Below are 726 nucleotides of genomic sequence, written 5' to 3'. Positions count from 1 at the left end.
TGATGATAGGTGCATCATCATTGTCGGTGATGGTGCCGATACCGACGCCAGTACCGATGGTGACCGTGGTGGTCTCAGTAAGCTCGTCTGTCGCGTCATCTGTGGTTTCGTAGCTGACGGTAAAGCTCGTCACTCCTGCTGGGATAGTGATGGTGCCATCCGTGTTTAGAACCACCCCATCACTAAAGACTGGGGCATTGTCATAATCACTGCCTGCAGTTGCAGTACCATCGGTGATGGCAAATGGATAGCTGACCGCCACTTCAGTTGGGTTTGATAAGGTCACGGTGTGAACCAAATCGCCACCCTCATCAGCGCTGGCATCAGAGACGGTAACGACGGGTTTGTCACCTTCCGTATTGCTACCTGGATTGGCAGGGTCGTTTGATTCATCAAGGATGACACCAGTCGCACTACTTGTGCCAACAGTGGCATTCACTGGGGTACCAATCTCAAGCACAAGATCTTCTGATTGCTCGTAGACCACATCGTCGGCGATGGTCACGGTAATGACTGGCGCAGCCGTTTGTCCCGCTGGGATGGTGACACTGGCACCATTGGTTAAGAAGTCCTCAATCTGAGCGGTGGTGGTTAAGCTCACCACCACCCCGGCAGCATTGGTATAGCTGATGCTCGCAATGTCCGCCGCTTCAACGGTGTTGGTATTACCCAAGCTCACGTTAACGGTGGTATCAAGGTTGCTTAGGTTGGTCTGGGTCACGCTAA

Annotated in this window: 1 protein-coding gene; it reads right to left on the bottom strand. The window is 52.9% G+C overall.

Going from position 1 to position 726, the window contains the following annotated elements; all coding sequences use genetic code 11:
• A partial coding sequence (locus QL898_RS13770; protein WP_290177195.1) for a Calx-beta domain-containing protein occupies window positions 1-726 on the bottom strand: 726 nt, incomplete at both ends.

This window comes from Psychrobacter sp. APC 3279 (assembly GCF_030407795.1).
In the GTDB taxonomy this organism is placed as follows: Bacteria; Pseudomonadota; Gammaproteobacteria; order Pseudomonadales; family Moraxellaceae; genus Psychrobacter.
Note: the sequence above shows the minus strand (reverse complement) of the source record. Positions and strands in the feature narration are given on the sequence as shown.